This window comes from Collinsella sp. CM84Y_54, from assembly GCF_036317945.1.
Lineage (GTDB): Bacteria > Actinomycetota > Coriobacteriia > Coriobacteriales > Coriobacteriaceae > Collinsella.
Window position 1 is genome coordinate 171,166 of sequence record NZ_JAWQCX010000004.1, and the last position, 17,395, is coordinate 188,560.

The 17,395-nt window shown below is 59.6% G+C and carries 12 protein-coding genes; 8 read left to right on the forward strand and 4 right to left on the reverse strand.

Annotated elements, in window-relative coordinates; translation table 11 throughout:
• Positions 1–9 precede the first annotated feature (9 nt).
• Positions 10–1,347: a prolyl oligopeptidase family serine peptidase gene (locus V2391_RS07765; protein WP_329738868.1), complete on the reverse strand. Its 1,338-nt coding sequence runs from the start codon at positions 1,345–1,347 to the stop codon at positions 10–12.
• Between the two features lie 490 nt (positions 1,348–1,837).
• On the opposite strand from V2391_RS07765, the gene V2391_RS07770 reads away from it, so the two are divergent.
• Together V2391_RS07770 and V2391_RS07775 are read left to right on the forward strand one after the other, a co-directional pair.
• The gene (locus tag V2391_RS07770) at positions 1,838–3,265 is read left to right on the forward strand and encodes a PTS transporter subunit EIIC (protein ID WP_329738869.1); all 1,428 of its coding nucleotides are present in this window, start codon (positions 1,838–1,840) and stop codon (positions 3,263–3,265) included.
• A 210-nt stretch (positions 3,266–3,475) separates the two neighbouring features.
• Positions 3,476–4,789, forward strand: a complete 1,314-nt coding sequence (locus tag V2391_RS07775) for an apiosidase-like domain-containing protein (protein ID WP_329738870.1) — start codon at positions 3,476–3,478, stop codon at positions 4,787–4,789.
• A 103-nt stretch (positions 4,790–4,892) separates the two neighbouring features.
• Here the strand turns inward: V2391_RS07775 and V2391_RS07780 are convergent, their stop codons facing one another.
• Positions 4,893–5,534, reverse strand: coding sequence for a TetR/AcrR family transcriptional regulator (locus tag V2391_RS07780; protein ID WP_329738871.1), 642 nt, complete (start codon positions 5,532–5,534; stop codon positions 4,893–4,895).
• A gap of 307 nt (positions 5,535–5,841) precedes the next feature.
• Here V2391_RS07780 and V2391_RS07785 point away from each other — a divergent pair, with 307 nt between their 5' ends.
• The 5 genes from V2391_RS07785 (at position 5,842) to pyrE (ending at position 12,423) form a co-directional block, all read left to right on the forward strand.
• On the forward strand, positions 5,842–7,134 hold the full coding sequence (locus V2391_RS07785; RefSeq protein WP_156597836.1) for an MFS transporter: 1,293 nt from the start codon (positions 5,842–5,844) through the stop codon (positions 7,132–7,134).
• Between the two features lie 87 nt (positions 7,135–7,221).
• Entirely contained in the window at positions 7,222–8,754 is a 1,533-nt protein-coding gene (locus tag V2391_RS07790) for a DUF5605 domain-containing protein (protein WP_329738872.1), read from the forward strand.
• A gap of 111 nt (positions 8,755–8,865) precedes the next feature.
• Positions 8,866–9,777 (forward strand): ROK family protein, encoded by a 912-nt coding sequence (locus V2391_RS07795; RefSeq protein ID WP_161160607.1) that lies wholly within the window; start codon positions 8,866–8,868, stop codon positions 9,775–9,777.
• Between the two features lie 307 nt (positions 9,778–10,084).
• Entirely contained in the window at positions 10,085–11,620 is a 1,536-nt protein-coding gene (locus V2391_RS07800; RefSeq protein WP_329738873.1) for a helix-turn-helix transcriptional regulator, read from the forward strand.
• A gap of 119 nt (positions 11,621–11,739) precedes the next feature.
• Positions 11,740–12,423: an orotate phosphoribosyltransferase gene (pyrE, locus tag V2391_RS07805; protein WP_154518188.1), complete on the forward strand. Its 684-nt coding sequence runs from the start codon at positions 11,740–11,742 to the stop codon at positions 12,421–12,423.
• A gap of 320 nt (positions 12,424–12,743) precedes the next feature.
• Here pyrE and V2391_RS07810 read toward each other — a convergent pair whose 3' ends face one another.
• Both V2391_RS07810 and V2391_RS07815 read right to left on the reverse strand, forming a co-directional pair.
• Complete coding sequence (locus V2391_RS07810; protein ID WP_329738874.1) at positions 12,744–13,598, reverse strand: MurR/RpiR family transcriptional regulator; 855 nt, start codon at positions 13,596–13,598, stop codon at positions 12,744–12,746.
• A 42-nt stretch (positions 13,599–13,640) separates the two neighbouring features.
• Positions 13,641–16,211 (reverse strand): hypothetical protein, encoded by a 2,571-nt coding sequence (locus tag V2391_RS07815; RefSeq protein ID WP_329738875.1) that lies wholly within the window; start codon positions 16,209–16,211, stop codon positions 13,641–13,643.
• Positions 16,212–16,327: 116 nt separating this feature from the next.
• Between V2391_RS07815 and V2391_RS07820 the strand changes: the two genes are divergently transcribed.
• Positions 16,328–17,335, forward strand: coding sequence for an AraC family transcriptional regulator (locus V2391_RS07820; RefSeq protein ID WP_329738876.1), 1,008 nt, complete (start codon positions 16,328–16,330; stop codon positions 17,333–17,335).
• Positions 17,336–17,395: the final 60 nt, after the last annotated feature.

Below are 17,395 nucleotides of genomic sequence, written 5' to 3' on the forward strand. Positions count from 1 at the left end.
ATGGGATGGTTACCTCGAAACTCTGGCCGACCACTCCCAGCAGCCCACCGGCTCGCCGTCGATGAGTACGTTACCCCCGTCGAAGTCTTGATAACACAGGTCGTTGAATTGGTGGATCCACACGCCGTGGTTGAACGTCTTCTTGGGCGAGCCGTCGGCCTCGCGATAGCGCCCGGTCAGGTCCTCGACATGGCTAAAGTAGGTGAGGTGCACGTTGGCTCCGGCGTCACGCAGGCGCGCCGTGAGCGGCAGCACGGTCTGTTGCGGCGGCACGAGCTCGTCGCCCTTGGAGTGCGTAAACCACAGCGGCGTCTTGGCGAGCGCGGCTACGTCCTCGTCCGTGGCGTTGTACCACGGGGCACAGCAGGGAAGGCCCGCGGCGAAGAAATCGGGGTAGTCGGCGCACAGGCGCAGGGTCATAAAGCCGCCGTTGGAAAGGCCAGCGATCACGATGCGGTCGGTGTCGATACGCTCGGCATACTCGGCGACAAACTCGTCAATGAGCGCTTTGAGTACGGGGGAGTAGATGCTCTGGTTGGAGCGACCGAGCTGCTCGACGCCGTTGTCCATCCAAAACGTCGGAGACTGCGGCACGAGCACCCAGGCAAAGCCGCCAAAGTAGCGCTGGATTTGCGCCTGGCTAATGGCTGTCACGCGGTTGCCGGTATAGGCGCGCGTGGCGCCTTCGCCCTGTGTGGCGCCCTTGCCTTCGCCGGCGCCGTGTAGGTACACCACGAGCGGGGCCTTTTGGGGCACGACCGTGGCCTCGGGCGCGAAGGGATTGAAGCAGGCCGAGTCCTCTGCCTTAAAGCTGGGCTCAAAGAAGCCGTACTCGAGCGCGATGCCATCAATGGCGGTCTTTTGTACGGCATTGCTCCAGCCCTTGAGTGCGGGGCAGATGTCGCCGCGACAGGTATCGAAGACCAGGCCGCAGGTGGGGTCGTCGCCGTCGTTGCCGGGAAGAGCCGCGAGCTGCGTGATGTGCAGCTGGTCATCGAGCATGCGCGAGCCCATGACGCCGCCTTCGATCTTTTTGGTCAGGCGCTGCTCGGCGACCTCGAGTGCCACATGGGTGCCCACGGCGAGCTTGCGGCCGTTCTCGTCACATGGATACGCGGCGAGAACGTCGATGTAACCCACGGAGGGCGCGGCATGGTCGGCGCCGTGCTCCTTGCGCATCAGGACCTCGCCCGTGCGCTCGTGACGCTCTGCATATATATGGAAAGTGTTCGAATCGAGATCGTTGGCGCGCACGGTGCAGGGCAGGTCGAGAACGACCTTGCTGATCCAGGGGCCAAAGTCACCCAAGGTGGTGACGGTTGCGTAGGTGCACGATTTGAGTTCCATGAGCTGCCTCCCTTGTGCCGCGAGAGTTAAACGTGTGCGGCAATACAATCTAAACATGTTTAGTGTAAAGCAGAATTAGAGAATAAGCAGATGAACTCGGTAAACGGTCGCATCAAACGCTCAATGAACTACTAAACACTCGTTTACCACTATCTAGCAGGGCTTTTGTTGATGGGTCAACAAGGCATTTGGGTGCCAGATTATATAAAATCCCACGTAGACGGCTATTTATTAATAAACGGTACTATATGTAATGCCTTAGCGTTCAATTACGTTCACCCCCGATTTCCTACCGTTCACCGGACTGCAAACGGCAAAACTGCCACAAATTCAACGCTGCGTGTAAACTAAGTGCTGTAAACGTTCAGTAAACAGATTGTTTACGACAGCGTATCCAAGGGCTCGGCAGCCGTAAGGGGTTATAGTCGCCGGGTCAAAGGCGTGCCTACGTCCAAACGGGTAGGCACACGATGATATGGGGAGGGGTCCCATGGCAGTAGATAACAAGCAGATTGCCACCGATGTCCTCGAGCTCGTGGGCGGTGCGGAGAATGTTGCCGTCGCCACCAACTGCATGACGCGCCTGCGTCTGACGCTCAAGGATAACAGCAAGGCCGACGTGGAGAAGATCAAGAAGGTCAAGGGTGTTCTGGGTTGCCAGTTCGCCGGCAGCCAGCTCCAGGTCATCATCGGCCAGAACGTGCCCAAGGTGCTCGCCGAGTTCGTCGCCATGTCCGGCGTCAAGCAGGGTGCCGCGGTCGACGAGAACCTCGACGCTCCTAAGGAGAAGTTCGAGCTCAAGAACCTGCCCAACATCATCCTCGACTATCTGTCGGGCTCCATGACCCAGCTGATCCCGCTGCTCATGGCCGGCGGTCTGTTCCGCACCATCGCCGCGGTCCTCGGTCCCACTATGCTCGGCGTTCTCTCTGACACCGATCCGACCTACACGTTCCTCTACACCACCCTGTACGAGGCCACGTTTACCTTTATCCCCATTTACCTGGGCTATGCCGCTGCTAAGAAGCTCGGCGCCTCTCCGGTTCTGGGCATGCTCCTCGGCGGTGCTCTCATGGCCCCGTCCGTCGTGAGTGTCGCGACTCAGGAGGGTGGCGGAATCATCTCCGTCTACGGCATCCAGATCGCCGCTGCCAACTACCAGCAGTCCGTCCTGCCGATCATCCTCTCGGTGCCGGTCCTGTACTTTGTCGAGAAGTTCTTTAAGAAGGTCATGCCCGACGTGCTGTCCACGGTCTTCACGCCGTTCTGCACCATGATCGTCACCATCCCCATCGCCTTCATCGTCCTTGCCCCGATCGGCAACGAGATCGGCAGCCTCATCGCCAACGCCCTCTTTGGTCTTGCTGACCTTGGCGGTATCGGTATCCTGATCGTCATGGCCATCCTCGGCGCCTTCTGGCAGCTCTTCGTGGTCTGCGGCATGCACATGCCCGTCATCCTGCTCGCTCAGGTTCAGATCATCGCTGCCGGCTACGATCCCTTCGTCTTCGTTTCCACCAACTGCGCTATGGCCGCTGTCTGGGGCTGCGCCTTCGGTGCCTTCCTCAAGATGAGGAACCCCGACGAGAAGGGTCTTGCTCTGGGTTACGTCATCTCCGCCATCGCCGGCGGCGTCACCGAGCCCGCACTCTTCGGTATCCTCATGCGCTTCCGTCGCACCATGCTCGGTATGTTTATCGGCGGTGCTATCGGCGCTGTGTTCTCCGGCCTCATGGGTGTTACCTACTACCTGGCCGGCGGTGCCTCCAACTTCCTGGTCTTCACCAACTACCTGCAGGGTGGCCAGATGAACACCGTCTGGGCTATCGTCGGTATGGCAATCTCCTTTGTCATCGCCGCTGCCGTCGTCTTTGCCACTGGCTTCTCCAAGGAGGAGCTCGCCGAGATGGAGGCCTAAGGCCAAACCATTCGGACGCATACGACCTTACCTACACGACAGGGCCCCGTCAGGCGCAAGCCCGGCGGGGCCCTTCTTACAAGGTAGACTGATTGGGGGCGCGCGGCGCCTACTCGCCGGGGCTTGCTAAGCGCCAGGGGCTTTCGCGCGGGGTTACCGCGAAAGAATCTGCCGGTTCGCAACTCCTTTATCAAACGAAAGGGCATGCAGATGAGTTTGGGAAAGCTGACCGTTAACGGTCGTCAGGACGGCTTTTTGTGCGAGGGCAAACCGTTCTTTTGGTTTGCCGATACGTGCTGGAGCGCGTTTACGAGCATTACCGAGGCCGATTGGGACTACTATCTGACCCGTCGCGCCGAGCAGGGCATGAACGTGCTGCAGATCAACACGCTGCCGCAGTGGGACCGCTGCTGTCCCGATCTGGGCATTTGGCCCTATGCCAGCGAGGACGGCGTGCATTTTGATTGGTCCCGTCCCAACCAGGCGTACTGGGACCGTGCTGCTGCCATGTGCCGCGCTGCCGTCGAGCACGGCATTCGTCCGGCACTCGTGCTTATGTGGTGCAACTACGTGCCCGGTACCTGGGGCTCCAAGATTGCTGAGCGTTGCGGTGCCGAGGTTATGCCGCGCGAGGAGGTCCGTGCCCACGTTGCCCGCGTCGTCGAGAACCTGGGCGAGTTCGACCCCGTCTATGTGGTGACGGGCGATACCGACTTTACCAGCGACGAGGCGATCGCCTATTACGAGGATGCCCTCGACGAAGTTGTCAAGCGCGCGCCCGAAGCGTTGCGCACCATGCATATCAACCGCGGCAACCGCACCATTCCGTTGCAGTACCTGGACCGCCTGGACTTCTACATGTTCCAGCCCGGCCACAACTACGAGGGCCAGCCCGAGGCCTGGCGCCTGCCGCAGGACTTTATCGCCAACTATCCCAAAAAGCCGATGGTCAACTCCGAGCCCTGTTACGAGCAGATGGGCGCCTCGCGCAACGTGTACTGGCGGTTCACCGCGCAGGACTGCCGCGCGAGCGTGTGGTCGTCGATCCTCGCCGGCGCCAGTGCAGGTGTGACCTATGGCGCGCACGGCGTTTGGAACTGGCAGACCAGCAAGAGCCAGGGCTCGGTGCTGGGCGAGGGCTTCGATATGCCGTTCCGCTGGCAGGAGTGCCTGCAGTTTGCGGGCGTTTGGGACTTTGGCGCGATCGAGCATGTGCTTGCCGGCCTGGGCGCTACGGCTGGCGATGACGCACTTGCCGTGGTTCCGGCGCAGGAGCTGCTCGATGACGCGCGCGAGGCCATTCGTGTGGCGCGCGTTGGCGATCGCGTCGTCACGTACCTGCCGCGTACCACGGCGCTCAAGTTTAAGCTCGACGGTGCGCGCGACTGGACGGCGACGGTCCTCGACATGGAGGACAAGCGCATCGCCAAGCTGCCCGTCCGCGACAACGGTGACGGCACCGTGCGCGTGGCCCAGCATCCCTTTGAGCACGACGCGCTGCTCGTGGTCTCGCCGGCGCGTTAAGGAAAACGGAATAACGCAAGAGAAAAGGCCCGGGTGGTAGCCCGGGCCTTTTTGTATCGACACAGCCGTTGCGGTTGGTAATGGCGATTGCATACCGCCGCTCTTAACGGTAGCCCTCCCAGAGGGGAAGGGGAAAGAGGATGTCCTCGAACTTAGACCACTCGGCGGGATAGTCGATCTCGTCGGGTCGCGCCACCCAACGGCCTTCCAATCCGTACATCGCCGCCAGCGCGCACGAGATGGCTTCGGTGGCGTCGATTCCCTCGGGAACGCTCCAGTTAACATCGGGCTCGGGCTCGATAACTCCGCGCGAGCGGTCGTTGAAATACTCGTGCAGGGGGCTCTCCGTGCTCATGGCCTCGGTATTGAGCATCTGGAAGAGCATGACGAGCTCGGGCTGACTGTTGTTCTCCGCCACGAGCAGACGGCAGCATTCGGGAATCTTGGGGCTCTGGCCCTCAAATGCCCCGCCAGGATGAAAGAGGGAGAGATAGTCGTCTAAGGTTGAGCTGCGATCGTAATAGCGACGGATCACCTCGACCAAAAGCCCGTGCTTGCTGCCCACGTAGTGCAGCACGCCCGCCTGGGTGATGCCCACCTCGTCGGCTACCGCCTGGAGCGACATGCCGTTAAAGCCGCGCGCGTTGATAAGCCGCACGGCCGCCGAAACAATCTGGTCAAGGCGTTCCTGCGCCGCAGCGCTGCGTTTCTTTGCCGCGGGTGTGGGAGTTTTCTGAGTGTCCATATAAATCGCGCTGCCTTATTTAGGGCGGCTCGAGTATTGCCGCCAAATGCCTTTTGTATACCCCCATAGCTTACCTCAGCCGTTCAGCGGTTCAAAACAACCGTTTACCGCTCTTATAGGTTACTAAGTACTTAGTAAGCGTACTATACAGGTCGTGGAGTTACTTACTAGTTAGTAAGTAACAACTCAACAGACGCTCGCGAGCAGCCGTACCCCATTCCACGGCCGCCGCATCCAGCGGGTTTGACCCCTTGACCCTTGGTGCACGAGCGCCCTCGCGCATTCCATCACAGAGAGGATCTATTCCATGGCAAATCAAACCGCCGCGGCGATTGACGAGAACGCCATCGCCCCCGATACCGGAAAGCCCATGACCAAAACCGAGACATGGCGCTTTATGATCGGCTTTATCATCTTCGGAATCATGTGGATGATGTCGGGAACAATCGGCTCCAACGTCTTGTTCCCCGAGCGTTTTAACGGCCTTAATATTGGCCAGCCCGAGGCAATTCTCGCGGCGATGAACTCGGTCGGTTCGATCTTCGCCCTGTTCTCAAATCTCGTTTTCGGCGCGCTTTCCGACCACTGCCACAGCCGCTTTGGCAAGCGCACGCCGTTTATCGTTCTCGGCGGTTTTATCTGCGGCTGTGCTTTCTGGAGCACTTCGGTCGCGACCACACTTCCCATGATCGTCGCCTCCTGGTGCGTGCTGCAGATTGGCCTCAACTGCATGCTTGCCCCTGCTGTTGCCGTGCTTTCCGACCGCATCCCGCTTAACAAGCGCGGCACGCTCTCCGCATTCTATGGCGGCGGCGCAACGGCCGGCCAGTCGATTGGCACCATCATCGGTACGCAGTTCCTCTCCAACCCAGTTCCTGGCTTTATCATCGGCACGGTCTCTTGGTTGCTGACCGGCATCCTCGCCGTCATCATTTGGCCGCGCGAGAAGTCTGCCGCTCTTGACGAGGGCGAGCAGTCTGAGAAGCTCAATCTCAAGTCGCTGCTGCTCATGTTCGTTCCGCCCACCAAGAACTGCCGCGACTTTTATCTGGCGCTCTTTGGCCGTCTGCTCCTCATCTTCGGTTACTTCTGCATCAACGGCTATCAGCTCTATATCCTCGAGAAGTACATCGGTCTTCCCGTGGCAGAAGCCGGCGCAGTTCTTTCGAGTATGTCCGTCGTGATCATGGTCGTGTCGCTTGTCGCCTCGCTTACCTCGGGCGCCATCTCCGACAAGATCGGCCGCCGCAAGCCTATCATCCTCGTCGCAACGATTATGATGTGTATCGGTATCGCCCTGCCCTGGCTACTTAAGTCCGTTATCGGCATGTACGGATTTGCTCTGCTCGCCGGACTTGGCTACGGTATCTACTCTTCCGTGGACCAGGCGCTCAATGTCGATGTTCTGCCCGATAAGGAGAACGCCGGCAAGGACCTGGGCATCCTCAATATCGCCAACACCATCGGTCAGATCCTTGGTCCCATCGTGACCTCGGCAATCGTTGTCGCCACTGGCTCCTATTTCATGGCGTTCCCAATCTCCATCGTGCTCATCGCCGTGGGCTATGTGTCCATCATGCTCATCAAGAGCGCCAAGTAATTTGCCACTCTCTTTCATTCCGTCGGGCTGCGTTCGTGTTGCCCGACGGACTCCGACTATTCAATCGCTTAACTTGGAGGCGTTATCATGACTATCGTCGAGCAGTACAAGGTGCTTAAGCTCGAGCTCGCGGGCACTGCGGCCGGCAATCCCTATGTCGAAGTCGAGCTGTCGGCGCGATTTGACCGCGTGGATGGCCAGGACAGCTTTGAGGTCCATGGCTTCTACAAGGGCAATGGCTGCTACGGAATCAACTTTATGCCCGAGAGCGCCGGTGTCTGGAACTACACGGTGAGCTCCAATGACCCCGAGCTCGATGGTGCCGCCGGCTCTTTTGAGGCCGTGCCCGCCACGGGCGCCAATCATGGTCGCGTGCTGCTGGCAAAGGATGTGCTCGCCCACGGAGCTCCGTTCATTACTGACGAGGATTTCAACTTTGCCTACGAGGATGGAACGCGCTACCTGCCCTTTGGCACCACATGCTATGCCTGGACCAACCAGGATGTTCAGCTGCAGGAGCAGACGCTCGAGACGCTCGCAGAGGCACCTTTTAACAAGATCCGCATGTGCGTCTTCCCCAAGTTCTACGACTATAACGTTGAGGACCCAGCGATGTATGCCTATGAAGGCGAGAAGGGCGATTTCGACCATTTTCGCTTCTATGAGCCGTTTTGGGAAAACCTCGAGCACCGCATCGAGCAGCTTGACGAGCTGGGCATCCAGGCGGATCTCATCGTTTTGCATCCGTATGACAAGCCTGAGGACTGGGGCTTCTCTCGTATGACGCGCGAGGAGGATATTTTCTACCTGACGTATGTCGCTCGTCGCTTCTCGGCATACAAGAACATTTGGTGGAGCCTTGCCAATGAGTGGGACCTTATGCCGTGGAAGCCGGCCGAGGACTGGGACCGCTATGCCCGTATCATCATGGCGAACGACCCGTATGGTCATCTGCGCAGTATCCACAATTGCCGTGAGATCTTTGACCACAGTCATCCGTGGATTACGCACGTGAGCTACCAGAGGTGCGACCTCAAGAACACAGCCGAGGACGTCACCATGCTGCGCGCGCAGTATAGCAAGCCGGTTTTGATCGACGAGGTCGGCTATGAGGGCAACATCAACTGGGGCTGGGGTAACCTGACCGCTCAGGAACTCGTACGTCGTTTTTGGGAGGGCAGTTTGCGTGGCGGTTATGTGACCCACGGTGAGACCTACGTCGACCGCGGACCCAAGCTGTGGTGGGCGCACGGCGGCAAGCTCTACGGCGATTCGCCCGATCGCATTGGCTTTTGCCGTCGCTACATGGAGGCGCTGCCGGCCGATTTTGACTGGGTGCCCGATGAGGTCGGCATCCTTGACGGTACGTTTACCTGGGATGTCACCTGTATGTCCAACGATCATGGCCACGGGACTGCCGATGTCCTTATGTACTTTGGGTTCAACCGTCCGGCGTATCGTGAGTTTGAGGGCGAGGCGGGCGCTCGTTACAAGGTGAATGTCGTGGACACATGGGACATGACGGAGGAAGAGCTTCCCGGAACCTTTGAGGGCAAGTTCCGCATCGACCTCCCTAGTAAGCAGTATATGTTGCTTCGTCTGACTAAAGTAGAGGCGTAATAATAGAGATAATCGGCTCCGGGCGCGATTTGCTGCACGACCATCATAAGGGCAGCCCCTGTGGTGGTCGCGGCGATGCGCGTTCGGGGCTATGGCACGTGAGGGGCGAATATGCAGGAGTTCTTTGGAATCGATGTGGGCGGCACGGCCGTTAAATGGGCTGTGCTGGGCGAGGATTTTTCCATCCGCGAGCGCGGGAGCCTGCCGACGGGCTTTACCACGGCTGAGGAGACCGTTTCGGCGTTGATCGGGCTCGTCGAGCCGTACCGCGAGCGCGTGAACGCCGTAGGCGTGAGCGCACCCGGCGGTATTTACGAGGGAGATGTCACGGGAACGATCCATCGCGGCGGTGCGCTCACGTTTATGGACGGCTGCCCACTGGGAAAGCTCATGCGCGAGGCGCTGGGGGTGCCGGTTGCCGTCAATAACGACGGTAAGTGCTGTGCACTCGGTGAGTATGCGGCTGGCGCCCTGCGCGGGACGCGTTTTGGCGTGGTACTCGCTATTGGCACGGGCATCGGCGGCGGTATCGTCATCGACGGCAAGGTCCTGCGCGGCGCGCACTGCTTTGCAGGCGAGTTCAGCTTCTTGCGCAACGATGTCACGACTGCCGCGAGCATGGAAAACTCCTTTGCGGGCTCGGGCGGTTGGCGCGCGCTCCGCGATGCCGCCGTTGCCGAGAAGGGCCTGCCTGCGGATTCTCCGGTGGACGGCCGCCGCGTCTTTGAGTGGATCGCGGATGGCGACATAGCGGCGCAGCGCGCGCTCGACCGCTACGCTCGCGCATTTGACGGACAGCTCATCAACCTGCAGGCCGTGCTCGACCCCGAGGTCTTTGTGATCGCAGGCGGCATCTCGTGCCATCCCGAGCTCGTCGATGCCCTGCGTGCGCAGATGCCGCTGGCCCTCGCGAGTTACGAAGGGACCCTTGCTGGCATTCCTGTGCCGCAGATAAAGGTGGCCGAGCTCGGCAACGACGCCAACCTTTACGGTACTGTCCAGGAGGCCATGCGCCTGGTGTAGCGCGAGCCAAACAAGGCTGTCGAAAAAGATAAAGGCCGGCGTGAACCGCCCCTATTTCCTTAGCACGGGAAATGGGGGTGGTTTTACTCATTGGGGACGTACTTAAATGAGCGCAGTTGAAAACGCTCCTTGCCGAGCTAGAGGTCGCGCGTGCCCCTTCTGGGCCATGCGGCTCAAAATCTCGGCGTGATGTGGACGACTGGGGTCGAATTAGCAGCATTTCGAGCTTGGTTTTGATATTGAGATTGATTCTTTATTAAAATAGATTCCAGACCAATTAAGCGGCCGGGGGTTAACCGTGAGGGGCATGGGAGACACAACCGCATATCTGCGTCGGGGCATTCGGGAGATTATATGCCTGGCGCTGTTCTTCTTCACGTTTTTGGCGTGCGAGTATCTTTTTGATGTGCGCATAGCCGAGTTCGTGCCATCGAGTGAGGTCGCCATCTACGAGAGCATCGTTGTCGGCGCGAGCGTGATTGGCTTTTTCGTGCGCCCATTTCTGTACTATCGCCGTCCCCAGACGATCGATGCGACGAGCGATATTACAGGCGTGCTTTTGGTATCGGCGTTGCTGCTGATGATTATGGCAGTGCGGTTTGAGGTGGTAATTGCCGGCGGCCTGGTGGCGTGCTGCGCCCTGGGCTACTGCGGATCGACTGCCCACGCAAACTTTGCGCGACGCTTTGCGCGGACGCCCTGCTTGGCGCACGCCGCAGCACTTTCCTATGCCATGGGCGTTCTGGTACAGGTGTTCAACCACATGGCGATGCCTGTTGGTATTCCTCAGCAGGCTGTTCTGGTCATCTGTGCGATCGCGCAGGTAGCGTTGCTCCACGGTGCCCGACGCGCCAAGCTGCGCGACGAGTCCGATCCCAACTTCGAACCCAGTGCTGCCGGGCTTTCGGTAGATGCTCTGGAATATGGCGCCAAATGGCATGACGATCCCGAGGCAAAGGCGGCATTTCGCCGCACCGTAGTTCGCCTGACCGTGGCGACAGCGTATCTTTCCGGCGTATTCGCCGCTCTCAACGCGGGCCTCACAACCCTGTATGCTACCGGAGCCGTTGATTTGGGTGACTGGCCGCGCCTGCTGCTTGTCGTGAGCTCGTTGGCCGCCGGCGCACTATTTGACCTGCACGACCGCTCGTATATGAATATCGGCATGACATGTGTCGCCATGCTGTCCACGCTTTCGTTCTTTGTGCTCATCATCGATGGCAATGGCGGCAACGAGCTTGCTGCCACGATCATCTTTTATCTGGGCTCGGGCTTCTTTGTGGTGTTCTTTACCACAAAATTCGCCGCCATCTCACTCTATGCGCGCTGGTCATATTTTTGGCCGTGCATGGGTCGCGTCGTCAACAACGTGTGCTCGATGCTCGTGACGGCGCCGGCGGTGGCGATCATCTCGAGTCAAAACGTGCTGGTGGCAGTCGGCGCGGCGCTCGTGATGTTTGTGGGTATTGCGATTACGCTGCTGGGGCAGTTGGGGCAACGGGCCGATGATGTCGTGATGCAGGACGGCCTGCCGCTTGCCACTGATGATCTTGGTGGGGATCTTGCGCCCACATGCTCCGACTCCGAGCCCGTGGAGGCAGCGGAGCTCACGTCCGATGAACGCCTCGATGCCTTCGTCGCCACCTTTGAGCTTACAGAGCGCGAGCGCGATGTTCTTGAGGCCTTGGTCGTTTCGGACCAGAGCGTTCAGGACATCGCCACAACGCTTTTCCTTTCGCGCTCCACGCTCTATCGTCACATTTCCTCGATCAACAAAAAGACCGGCACCGCCTCGCGCGTGGCCCTTATCAACTTCTTCTGGTCCTGGACACCAAATGACTAACGTGTGAGACGCCGACCAGTCCCTTACTCTAACGGGGGTGTGGCCTCAAAGCGCGCCCGCATCGACGCTTCGCCTGCGCTAAACTGGAAGGCACGTACGCGATTACGAGAGGAGCCCGCATGGAGGCTTACAAGCAAGAGTTCATCAAGTTTATGGTTGAGTCCGACGTTCTTAAGTTCGGCAGCTTTACGCTCAAGAGCGGCCGTCAGTCCCCGTTCTTTATGAATGCCGGCGCTTACGTGACGGGCTATCAGCTCAAGAAGCTGGGCGAGTATTACGCCCAGGCCATCCACGATAACTTTGGCGACGACTTTGACGTGCTGTTTGGACCGGCCTACAAGGGTATTCCGCTGGCCGTCGTGACCGCAATTGCCTACCACGAGCTGTACGGCAAGGAGGTCAAGTACTGCTGCGACCGCAAGGAGGCCAAGGACCACGGTGCCGATAAGGGCAACCTGCTGGGTTATGAGCCCCAGGACGGCGACCGCGTGGTCATGGTCGAGGACGTTACCACCAGCGGCAAGTCCATCGACGAGACCTATCCCAAGGTTAAGGCTGCTGCCGATGTCGAGATCAAGGGCCTCATCGTGTCCCTCAACCGCATGGAGGTCGGCAAGGGTGGCGTGACCACCGCTCAGAAGGAGATCGAAGCCAAGTACGGTTTCCCCGTCGCGAGCATCGTCTCCATGGCCGAGGTCGTCGAGACCCTCTACAACCACGAGATCGACGGCAAGGTTGTCATCGACGACGAGCTCAAGACCGCCATCGACGCCTACTACGAGCAGTACGGAGCTCAAGAGTAGTTACGGCGTTTTACCAAACGCCGTAACCGGCCGACGCTGCGCGCCGCCCAGGGCGACAATTTGTCATTCAAAAGGCGAGGCATGACCAGAAGGTCAATGCCTTGCCTTTTTCATGCCAACTTGTTCGCCCTGGACGGCGCTCGCTGTCCGTCCTCTACTTGCGGCGTTGTCTTGCTCCGGATGGGTAGTCATTGGGGACGTTCTTAAATGACTAGTCGTGAATGAGCGTGGATAATCTCCCGTTTTTGGCTCGGTGACGGCCTCAAAGTGGGAGATTATCCACGCTCGTTAGATAAGCGTCCGAAAATCCACGCTCGTCGCTACTTGAGCCCCGGGAGGCGGGTGTAGGGGAACGAGCGCTCCAGGAACTCGGAGCAGCGGGCGTAGTCTTTGGCGAAGTAGCTGCTGTAGAGCGAATCGAGCACGTATTGCACGGCGATGTGGCTCGCGAACTGCGTGATGCGATGCGTCATGCTCTCGTGGTCACTCACCGTAAGGTAGGCAGCAAAGCCGGGATGAATGCGCGCGCAATAAGGCGTACCGATAACGATGACCGGGACATGCCGGCTGCTGAGGATCGGCAAGATGTCCTTGAGATTGGGGGCAAGGCCGCTGTAGGAGATGACGATTGCCGCATGGTCGGGACCCGAGGCGAGTGCCGTGCGCACCTGGGCCTCGACACCGTCGTGGCACGTCGCGCTTTTACCGGCGGAGAGCAGGCGGTCGCGGAACATTCCCGCTGGATAGAGGTTGTGCGAGCCCGTGTAGATGTCGACCTGTCGGGCGTTCGCGATGAGCTTGGCGGCGTGGTCAAGCTGCGTGGGGTCGAGCAGCTCCTGCGTTTCGGCCAGCGTGGTCTGGTAGAGCCCCTCCATGCGCTCCATAACCTGCGCGGGGCTGGACGTAGCATCAAAGGGAAAGTTGATGTCCACGTCGCGGCGGTTTCCCGCCTCGGTTGCCAAGCGAATAAGCTCGACCTTGAGATCCTTGAAGCCCTCGAGACCGAGCTTTTTGCAAAAACGGTGTACGCTCGCGACCGAAACGTTGGTTCGCGCGGCAAATTCCTTAATAGAAAGTCCGCGGATGTCCTGACCGATGGCAAGGGCTGCAATGCCGAGCTGTTGCTCGGTGGGGGTGAGGCCCTGCGCTTCGGTGATCTTGCGTTTGATATCCATGCGAACTCCCACACTCGCCAAACCTGCCAAAAAGGGACAGGTTTATTTTGGCAGGTTTTGCCCGCAAAGGGTAACGGGGCCGAGGATGCCGCTGGGGGCGACGGGCTCGGTGAGACCGAAGATGTCGGGGATCGCATGGTCGAGCGTGTTGATGACGTCGATCGCGAGCTCATGCGCACCGGCGGAAAGTGAGCCGGCGGCAAAACGATAGGGCGGGCAGATGCGTGTGCCGAGCGAGCGTCCATCGAGCGTGAGCGTTGCGGTTTCGTAGACGTCTCCCAGGTCGATCGTGGCGTCGGTGCAATCGTTGGCCAGCTCAAACGACGCATGATATCGGTAGGTGCCGCAGGTGCCGGTGAACAGATCGGCCGTAAGGTCGCCCAGGTGTTTGAGCTCTTGTGCTTCACCAAAGGCGCCATTGCTGCCGGCAGGGGAGAGGGCAACGGTCCATGGGCCTTCGATGCGCAGGCCGAGCGATGTATCAGCGTCGATTACGCCGTCTCCGGGCGCATCCTCGTTGCTCGCTTGCAAAACAACGATGCAGCTCTCGAAGGGTGCGAGCTCCAGCGCACCGTCAAACGCAACGGGCTCGGCACCGTTTAGCAGGTCGAGCCGCGTGCCACAAAGGCGCTCGCCTGTCGCAAGTGCAACCGTGCAGTCGATGTGCTCGCGTGGGTGCTCGTTGACGAGCATAACGTAGGTCTCGCCTGCTCGCTCGTAGCGAAGTGCGCGTAGCCAGGGTTGCGGTGTGTCAGGCACAACGGTCTGCAGTCCCGCGCTTGCAAGCGCGCGGGCGACATCGGCGAGCGGCGTTGCGACGAGTCCTCCCAGCTCGACCGCGCCATCGGAATCGTAGAATGCGCCGGGCACCTCGTCGACGGCAAGCACCATAACGCCTGCATCCGTCATGTATCTCGCCGCCTTTGCCGTCTCCGCGCCAATAAACGTAGCACCGGGCATAACAAATGCCTGGTAGTGGCAGTTGTTAACACCAAGCAATCCATCGGCAATCGAAACCTTGTAGCGGCTCTTGTCCTCAAAAGCCTCGGCGGGCACAAAATCAAAGTCGATCTGCGCGCGCGTGAGCTCTGCCGCCACGCGCTCGATAGGCATGGCGCTACCGGCCCATTCGGCATCGGCATGGTACAGGATGGCGACGGGGCGCGTGGCACAGCCTTCCGAAAGCAGCGTTGCCGTACGGTTCATATAGCTCATGAGCTGGCCAAAGTGCGGCCACTGCGGGTTATTGCCGTGCGCGTAAAAGTGCGGCGGGCAGTCCCAATCGGGGAAGGGCGCCATGCTAAACGCGTGCGGCGTAAACCAATTGACGCCGCGGACGAGCATGTGGTCGGCAATCCATTTCATCTCGCGCAAGCCCTCGTGCCAGCCAAAGGCGCCAAAGACCTCGGCCATGCAGCGCCCTTGCTTTTTGGGGTCGAGGCGCGCGGCCGAAGAGCCCAGTTTGGCAAGCGCGTAGGTAAAGAACTCCATGTTCCATGCGCCATGGAAGTAGCTGTAAGGGCCGTGGTCGATGCCGGGGGCGAGCTGGTTAATAACCACATCGATGCCCGCCATGTCCTGACCGGCGACAGCGCGGAAGTAGTGCCCAGCGCCCTGGCCCAAGCGTGTGTGGCAGCTCTTGTCCTCGATTACATGGCCAATGTGCATAACGCCGCGCTCGCGGCACCAGTCACCAATCTGCTCGTCAAAGCACGCACGGTAGAGTTGCGTGGCGATGTCCATGTAGGTGTGGCGGACCCGAGCGCCGGCGGGGTCGCGCGTCCAAAGCCCGCGGAGCTCACTCAGCCAATTTGTGCCCAGTGCCTCGTGCAGGCGTCGCGCAAGTTCGTCCGACCATGGCAGCGCCATGTCACCGCGTCCGATAAAGCTGCTGGTAGAAGCGTCTTCGAGGGTCGCACCCTTCTCGTTCATAAAGCCAGGCTCATCGGTAAAGAACCCCAGAATGGTCTTGCCGAACTCGTCGCCCAGATGCGTGAATGTGGGTTCGTAGACGGCGTTGATGAGCATGCGGCACGAATCGGCGTCGACCATGTTGATGTATTCATCGCGAAAGCCGGTCTTTTGGCTGGTGACGTAGAGCTCGAGGGTGGTGACGCCGGCGGGAGCGTCAAAGCGCAGGCAGGCGGGAGTGCCGCCCTCGGTTTGCTCAACGGCGAGCTCAAGGTCGAGCGATGCGCCGGCAGCGTCAAAACCCGCCGCGCCCACAAAGTGCTCCGTGGGATCCATGAGGTTGCCGAGCTTGATGGTCGTGGACGGCTGGGGTCCAACGACCGTTACCGTGTGATGCTTAAGCACAGTCTTCTTGAGCGCGGGGTCTACATCCTCGCCTGCAAGCGCGCCGTTGGCGTAGCCCGTGGGAAAGTGGGCATCATCGAGCAGCCAGATCTTAAGGTCCAGTCGCTTGCACTCGCCAATGATAAAACGCAGGTCGGACCACCAGCCGTCGCGGCAAAATTCGGGATGCGTGCGCGACTCAAGGCAGACCTCATGGATGTCTGCGCCGGCAATCTGCTCTAAGTATTCGGTAATCGTCTCGCGTTCTTCGCCCTTGAGCCACAAGAACGGAAGCACATGGTTGCCGTATGCTGCCATATCCACTCCTCTAAAACCAACCTTTTAAATCGATTGAAGTCAGGGTACGTCGTCCGCGCTGCCCTGCTAATATCAAAACCACGGCAGAATATGACTAAATCAACGATGGTGGAGCTATGGATATCGCACGTTTAGACAATCTTTTGCTCGAGCTGACCGATAGCGAGCGCGCATACCGCGCGGGTGCCCGCTATGACTGGTTCGATGCGTTCGACTGGGATTTTCAGCCGGAAATCGACGATAATCACGTCCATAAGATCGGCAATCGAATGCGCGCTCTGCATCAAAAAGGTATGCCCGAGGGCCTGTCAATTGTGCGCAACTCGCGTTTCAATCCCGTACCGGAGCACGTGCACGACTATGTCGAAATCAGCTATGTCTATTGCGGAAACGCGCCGCAGATTGTCAACGGCGCACAACTCACACTCGCCCAAAATGAGGTGCTCCTGCTCGATGCGGCATGTCCGCACGCCATAGGCGAGCTGGGTGAGCATGACATTATGCTGAGCATTGTCATCTCGCGGCCGATGTTGCGCCGCAGCCTGGATCAGAGCCTTTCGTCCGCAGGTACTGTCTCGCGATTTCTACTCAACGCCCTCAATGACGAAACCGACCACCGCGGTCACGTGCATTTCCGCACGGGTGGCAGCCGTCGCGTGCGCCGGTACATGCAGGAGATGCTCTGCGAACTCCTGGAGCCGACAGCGGCGAGTCCTCAGATTGCCTCGAGGCTGTTCGAGCTGCTGCTGGTCGAGCTTATGCAAAGCTACGAGGCCGCGCTGCTGCAAACGGACGCGCCCGCACTTCCCTCGGCGCAGGTTGCGGCGGCGATGAGCTACATCGAGCGGCATGCTTGCGATTGCACACTCGACGACTTAGCCCACCACCTGCACCTGAGTCCCAACTACGCGAGCGCGCTGCTCAAGCGGCAGACGGGCCGCACGTTTATGCAGCTCGTGCAGGAGAGCCGCCTGACACGCGCGGCGGCTCTACTCGACACCGGTGCTACTGCAGAGGCCGCAGCGCGCGAGGTGGGCTATGCCAATATGAGCTTCTTCTACAAAAAATTTGCCGAGCGCTATGGCTGCACGCCGGCCGCCTACCGCCGGCGTTTGCCCAGATAAAACCTTCCAAAATAAACCTGTCCCTTTGTTGGTCGGTATCAGGAAGTGTCAGGGACGGGG